Origin of the sequence: Microcoleus sp. (assembly GCF_049646505.1) — a bacterium.
Taxonomy (GTDB): domain Bacteria; phylum Cyanobacteriota; class Cyanobacteriia; order Cyanobacteriales; family Microcoleaceae; genus Microcoleus.
On sequence record NZ_JBARVX010000203.1, the window covers coordinates 1 to 6,642 of the forward strand.

6 protein-coding genes are annotated in these 6,642 nt (G+C 47.6%); 3 read left to right on the top strand and 3 right to left on the bottom strand.

Annotated elements, in window-relative coordinates; all coding sequences use genetic code 11:
* Positions 1–223: 223 nt before the first annotated feature.
* Both WBA89_RS11120 and WBA89_RS11125 read left to right on the top strand, forming a co-directional pair.
* Positions 224–889 (top strand): V4R domain-containing protein, encoded by a 666-nt coding sequence (locus WBA89_RS11120; protein ID WP_424406341.1) that lies wholly within the window; start codon positions 224–226, stop codon positions 887–889.
* 598 nt (positions 890–1,487) lie between these two features.
* Positions 1,488–2,654 (top strand): pentapeptide repeat-containing protein, encoded by a 1,167-nt coding sequence (locus tag WBA89_RS11125; RefSeq protein WP_424406342.1) that lies wholly within the window; start codon positions 1,488–1,490, stop codon positions 2,652–2,654.
* Between the two features lie 115 nt (positions 2,655–2,769).
* Here WBA89_RS11125 and WBA89_RS11130 read toward each other — a convergent pair whose 3' ends face one another.
* From WBA89_RS11130 to WBA89_RS11140, 3 genes are all read right to left on the bottom strand, one after another.
* A complete protein-coding gene (locus WBA89_RS11130; protein WP_424406343.1) occupies positions 2,770–3,240 on the bottom strand; it encodes a phycobilisome protein in 471 nt (156 codons plus the stop codon).
* 229 nt (positions 3,241–3,469) lie between these two features.
* Positions 3,470–3,952: a 2Fe-2S iron-sulfur cluster-binding protein gene (locus WBA89_RS11135; protein ID WP_424406344.1), complete on the bottom strand. Its 483-nt coding sequence runs from the start codon at positions 3,950–3,952 to the stop codon at positions 3,470–3,472.
* Between the two features lie 90 nt (positions 3,953–4,042).
* Positions 4,043–4,351, bottom strand: coding sequence for a hypothetical protein (locus WBA89_RS11140; protein ID WP_424406345.1), 309 nt, complete (start codon positions 4,349–4,351; stop codon positions 4,043–4,045).
* 94 nt (positions 4,352–4,445) lie between these two features.
* On the opposite strand from WBA89_RS11140, the gene WBA89_RS11145 reads away from it, so the two are divergent.
* The gene (locus WBA89_RS11145) at positions 4,446–6,365 is read left to right on the top strand and encodes a serine/threonine-protein kinase (RefSeq protein ID WP_424406346.1); all 1,920 of its coding nucleotides are present in this window, start codon (positions 4,446–4,448) and stop codon (positions 6,363–6,365) included.
* Positions 6,366–6,642 lie beyond the last annotated feature (277 nt).

The following is a 6,642-nucleotide window of genomic DNA, read 5'->3' on the forward strand; positions in this document are numbered from 1 at the left end:
GTTGTCAGTTGTCAGTTGTCAGTTGCCAGTTGTCAGTTGCCACTTGTCAGTTGTCAGTTGTCAGTTGGTAGGGGCGGTGCCAAGAGTGCCCGCCCTCTTAGTTGTCAGTTGCCAGTTGTTACCAATAACAAATAACAAATAACAAATAACCAATAACCAATAACAAATAACAAATAACAAATAACAAATTCCCAATTCCCAATTCCCAATTCCCAATTTAGCGATGATTAATATTGCCGACTTGCTCAAACAGCCCCGACTCCCTGGAAACTACTTTGCCAGCGATGCCTACGTCCGAGGCGACCTCGAACTCGGCCTGCTCGAAAACCGCCGGGGCGATCGACTCATAGCCCTCCCAGAAACACTAATTCAAGCCATTTATATCGGCTTAGAACAAGAAACCGGTCAAGCCTCCCGCCTCGTGCTTTTTAACTGCGGTCGCTGGTGGGGGAAAAACTTCTACGTGCGTTTTTGCGAAGAAGTCAGCGAATACTACGGTCAGCCAGTTTCCGAAATGGAAATGGTAGAATTTCTGCAGTCCTTGCAACAGTGCTGGAAAACCCACGGATGGGGAAATTTTGAACTTGACCCCAGCTATTCAGAACAGGGATTTTTAATAGTAAAAATTACTAACTCTCTTTTTGCCAAAAACGCCCCAAAATCCAAGTGGCCAGCCTGTTTTCTGGAAGCAGGCATCTTAAGTGCGTTCTTCAGTCAGCTTACAGGTCGAGAACTCCACTGCCTGCAAACCTCCTGCGAATCCTTGGGTTCCGACTGCAACCGCTTTATTTTAGGGCTGCGCGATCGCCTCCAACCAGCAAATTCTATGGTCGAAGAAGGAGAAGATCACGAAGCTATTATTCGTCAACTTTGCCAACCCAAAAACTGACTTATTTTACAGCTATTATTTGATACCTAATAGCTGTCATACCATTTTATATTTTCGACTTTCGATCGGGAATCGCTGAGTTCGTGTCCAAAAAGGACGATCGTAATAAGAAGGGTTAGACCCAGAGGAATGCAAATTCCTCTAATGATCGGGACTTGCATTCCTGTCGAGCGAAGCTTTACAGATTGCGGGTAATTGAGACAATATGGTATGATGACTGGTAGGGCGGGCAACACAAAGCTACAGTTACCTTTTTTGGGACACTGGTATCAGAGGAAACATCTAAATTTTGCATTTGTTGCTGTTCCCGCTAGCACAAGTTATACAACACACACTATTCCCGGACAGCGCTCCCATAAAAAATATTTTTACAAAGCCGGAGATGCTCCCGTATCAGATAAATTATTCGGCCGCCATTGCATCCACCAAAATATTGAAACAATGAGTTAAATTATAAAAAAGAACTACATAGTTAAAAACTTGGGTTTTAGCTATTAAAAAAAACCTGTGCAACTCGCAGCTATACAATTCATAACTTACTCAACAAATTCATAAAAATTAAAAGCAATCACAACCTCAAACTTTTTGATCTAACTTAATGGACGCCAATGAACTTCTAAATCGATATGCAGCCGGCGAAAGAGATTTTAGACTGGCAAACCTGCGCGGCATTGTCTTGAGTCCGATCGATTTATACCGTTCCAGCGATGCCCCAACTCTACGTTTAGACAACCTCAACCAACACCAGCACCGACCATACTTAATTGGCGCTAACCTCAGCGGGGCCAACCTCACCAAAGCCCATCTGAGCCGAGCCAACCTCAGCAAAGCCGACCTCAGCGGAGCCAACCTCACCGGCGCAAACCTCATCGCCACAAGTCTGAGCGGCGCAAACCTCAGCGGAGCCAACCTCACCGGCGCCAACCTCTCCGGAGCTCATCTGAATTGGGCAAACTTGACCGGAGCAATTCTCCCCAATGCCAATCTCACAGGCGCAGATATGAGCGCGGCCAAACTCACCAAAGCCATTCTGGGCGAAGCAAACCTCAGCAAAGCCTATCTGATTAAAGCCAATCTCAACGGGGCAAACTTGAAAGATGCAGACTTGAGTCTAGCCAGTCTCAAAGATGCCGACTTAAGCGAAGCACAGCTCACCGGAGCAGAATTGTCCAAAGCCAACCTAGCCGGAGCCAACTTAACCCGTGCCAACCTCACCAAAGCCAACCTGTTGAAAGCTAATCTCAGGCAAACTAACCTCACTCAAGCTTATTTAAACGGCGCGTGTTTGAGCGAAGCCGACCTCACCGAAGCTTGCTTGGACAGAGCCAACTTGTGCAAAGCAGACCTCAGCAAAACCTACCTGAGAAAAATTACTTTGAATGGCTGCCACTTAAGCGGTATCAATCTCAGCCGGGCAGATTTGGGCGGGGTAGACTTGAGCCGCAAACTTTTAACGGGAATTAATATGGCAGAGGCATTGTTGAACGAAGCCAATTTCAGCGGTGCTTATTTGATGCAAGCCAACTTTAGCGGGGCCAACCTGAGCAAAGCCAACTTGAGCGGAGCCTACCTGATTGATGCCGACCTTTCCAATTGTTGCCTGCATGAAATTGACCTGAGCAAAGCTAATCTGAGCAAAGCCAACTTGCGAAAAGCTGACTTGACAGCAGCAAACCTCCGGGGAGCCATTCTCACTGAAGCCGATTTGAGAGGAGCTAAGTTGATGGGAGCCATTCTTCCTAACGGCAAAATTTATCCACGTTAACCTGACAGCAGTTTCCCCAAAAAATGCAACTGTCTGCCCCTGCTCCAAACCCTTATCTCATCAGTCATTCCCCATCTCAAATCTCAAATCTCAAATAATCTGACATCTGCCTTGATTATTTGCCCAGTACAGTGCGGTTGATGTCCAGAATTGGAAAAAATAGGCTGACTTCTTCAGCAGTCAGATATTTTTTTAGTACCTTTTTCATGACATCGTAAGTAACACCCGAACTATTTCGAGCTTGAAAAGCGCCTAAAATAGTTTGAAACCACAGCAGCAGCCGATCGCGCAACCGTTCTGTATCATTAATCAAAAGTGCTGCCGCCGAGTGCCTCAACACCCGCAGAGCATCTATGCGCCACTTTGCCGTCACATCTTGAGACCCCCGGCGAAATAAACTAGGGTCAAGAGACTGCATTTCTGATTCCACTTGCCGAATAATTTCTTTCTCAGCCGCTTGAATTTTTTTATAAGCACTCATTCGGTGATTTAAAGACTGAAAATAGTCTTTCAAAAATTGGAGCTCGTCAGCCGTGGCGTAGCGTCCATCTGCTTCCGTACTCAAACGCGCAAGTTGGCTCAGCATATAACTTTTTTTTAGGAAAAAATCTGTTCAAGTTACAACATATCAAGTTTTAACTTAATTGGCGCCTCTGTTCCCCATCCACAATTTTATTAGCGTTGGTAGTTCACGGAATAGCAAGGGTTTGAAGCCCTTACTCAGGTCGGCAGATTGTGATAAGAACGGAGTTTAAATCTCCGTTCTTATCAGTTCGCTGTCACAGGTCAACTGTCAACTGTCAACTGTCAACTGTTTAAGCTTCTTTAGTCCGAACTAAATACTGTCCAACTTGGAAGCGGGTTTCATTAAGCTGAGTGACGATCGAACGAGTAATCAACTTTCCCGATTCTACAACTACTTGACCCGTAATCGGGTGCAACAAATCTTGCTGGGCCCGGCGACCGATCAAAGCTTCCACATTTTCAATAGCATTAATATACATCCCCGCAGGCAACTGTACAACTACACCCTCGCCCATAATTTGAGCCTGACAAGCAAGTCGCGAATTGGATGCCGCTGTAGTAATGACTTCCAGCGTCCTCCTCTCGCGGCGGTTCATTTCAGACAAGCCTTCCATACCCTCTTTAATGTAAACGTGGCAGGTAGCGCACATTCCCCGCCCCCCGCACTCCTTGAGAACGTCCAAGTCTTTGGAAAGTAAGGCCGCCAGGATATTCGATTGGGTTTCCACTGCCATTTCTTCGGCAATTGGATCTAGTCTAATAATTTTAACCATATTGATTTTAGATCCTGTCAATTTCAGTATGCAAGCAAGTGCGATCGAGATATTGAAAGCTCAAACAATTTTGGCTAACATCCAAAAACGTTAAGAGGGATTGACAGGACTAGCTTCCGGCTCCATGACCCAGATTGCATAACCGCTAGCTGTTTTAGTAATAGCTGTTGAGTCGCCCCTATTCCCCAGCTTGGCCACGATGGCTAAAACCTTAGATGCTTCTTGGACGGCCTTGAAAAAACTGTAATACTCGCGATCGACTAAAATAGCAGCCACAGGCAGTTCCAGATCCGGCACCCGAATCCGGCAAGATTGATATTGACTGCGAAACTCCAGGATTTTGGTAGGTGCGACCTTGCGATCGCAGTTAGTCGGCTGAGAATGAACCTGAGATAACATAGCAATACCTGGCGAGCGATTCAAAAGTTTGAATTTTTGTCAGAATTCTTTACATATTTTAATACTAGCTCAAGCATTTCCTATAATTAGACCGATGCAAAATTCTAAATACCGCATTTTAGGGCTAGTCGGACAAGGGCAATTTGGTCGAGTCTTTTGTGCCAGCGTTCGAGAAACTCCTGCCAAAGACTCCCGCCTCACCAGCCAACTGGTTGCTCTCAAAGAACTCAGCCATCAAAAAGCCCCAACTAGCGAATTCTTGCGAGAGTTGTGGTTTCTGATCACCTTGCAGCACCCCAACATAGTCACCTGCCGAGCTCTAGAACACACAGCTACAGGCAGGTACTTGGTCATGGATTACTGCGAGGGAGGAACCCTCCGCAACCTGCTCAAACAAGACCGTCCCTTGCGCCTGCTCGAAGGTTTGCAGCTAGTCATGGAAGTTTTAGCAGGCTTAGACTACGCCCACCGCCGAGGCGTAGTTCACTGCGACGTAAAACCAGAAAATATCCTCCTAACTCTAGGCTCCAAAGGTTGGTCGCCCCGCCTGTCTGACTTTGGTATCGCCCGCCGGCTGCCAGAAATCGGTACAACTCGCCTCCACCAAGAACTTTCTCCAGACGCTGCCGTAGGTTCCCCCGCTTACATGGCCCCCGAGCGGTTTTACGGTCTTTATTCCCCCATGTCAGATATATATGCAGTGGGAATTCTGCTGTTTGAGCTGCTAATGGGCTACCGCCCTTTTGGCGGCACCCCCGGAGACTTGAGGTGGGCGCATCTGAATCAACGCTTGCAACTTCCCGACGCTATTCCTGAGCCTTTGCAAGCCATAGTCAAAAAATCTCTGGAAAAGCTGCCTGCGCGCCGCTTTGCCAGTGCTTCCCAAATGGCTCAAGCCCTGCGGCTGGTAATGTACGACCCCGCTGTCAGGCAATCGGGCGACTGCATTATTCCTTGGGAACACCCCACAACCAGCGGCGCTAAAAATTTGAAGTCGGAAACTGAGTCTTTGCGCGAAGTCGAAGAGGAAGAAGCGTCACAGCCGACTATTAATTTACTTCGGACTGTGCGTTATGCGGTGACGCAGCCCAAGCCACTGATACTTTCTTCACCGCTGACGGCTTTAATTGCTACTGAAAAGTATCTCTACGCTGCTGTAGATAAAGATGTGAAGATTTGGTGTCAGCCGGAAACACAGTTAGTTACAGAAGAAAGGGCAACTTCTATATCTATGCCGGAAATAGTGCGCGGCATTTTACCTGCTGCTGACGGCTGCTGCGTTCTGACTCCACAAAAAATTTACTGGATGGGCGATCGGTCTTGGGAGCCTCAGTGCTTGCTGGACATGGGTTTAAGGCAAGGTACAGATGCTTTTAAAGCTGCTGTTGATTCTCACGGCCGCTGGTTGACAGTGGCTGTTCCGGGAGAACTGCGTTTTTATGCTTTAGGTGCAAACAGCACTGCGGGCGATCGAGAAAAAGCTCTGAAGCCGGTGGCTACTGTGCCGTTACCGGAACACTATTTACCGGAATTAATGTTTTTGGATCGGCGACACGTCTTAGCTATTTGGCCCGACAACGAACCGAAAAATCCCCAAACTATTTTTAGAGTTTACACTCGCCGCGGCACGGCTGTGGGTTCTGTGCGGTTGTCGGCCAGTCTCGTACAGATGGTGCTGACACCTGAACCGTATACTTTGCTGGGAATTCCTCAATCTGGTAAAGCGGCGGTGCTGTTGATGAAATTGTGGCCGCTCAAGGTAGCGCGAATTCCCCTGGAAAGTTTGCCCGTTTCTGCTTGTGTGGCTAATTGGGGATGGGTATTGGCGGATGTTGGGGGCCAGATTCTGGTTTTAAACAGTCAAGGCGTTCAAGTCGGGAATTTTAGCAGCCCCGCCGCACCCCGGGCGATCGCCCCTTGGGGGAAGACGGGTTTGGTGATTGCTGTCAATACAGAGTCCGAGAGTCACTTGCACTTTTTAGATGTAGATGTTGAGGAGACTAACTCGCGATGAACCTCAACGGCTGATAACTGGGCTAACTGAACCTGTTTTGGGGTTGCTGCAATTACAGAGAGTGGTTGCGGGGGATTTCTGTATCTGAGGAATGGTACGCGGGCGATCGGGTCGATCCCACGCCCAACCCCCCCCTTCGTCCAGTCCAACCCAGGGTGGATTAATTGTCGAGAGGTCAAATGAAGGCTATGAAGGCTATTGACCAACTTTATGCGAGGCATTTAACAGGTTTATCTGAACCAGATAAATCAAAAAGTAACTCACTCAAATCTTCAAT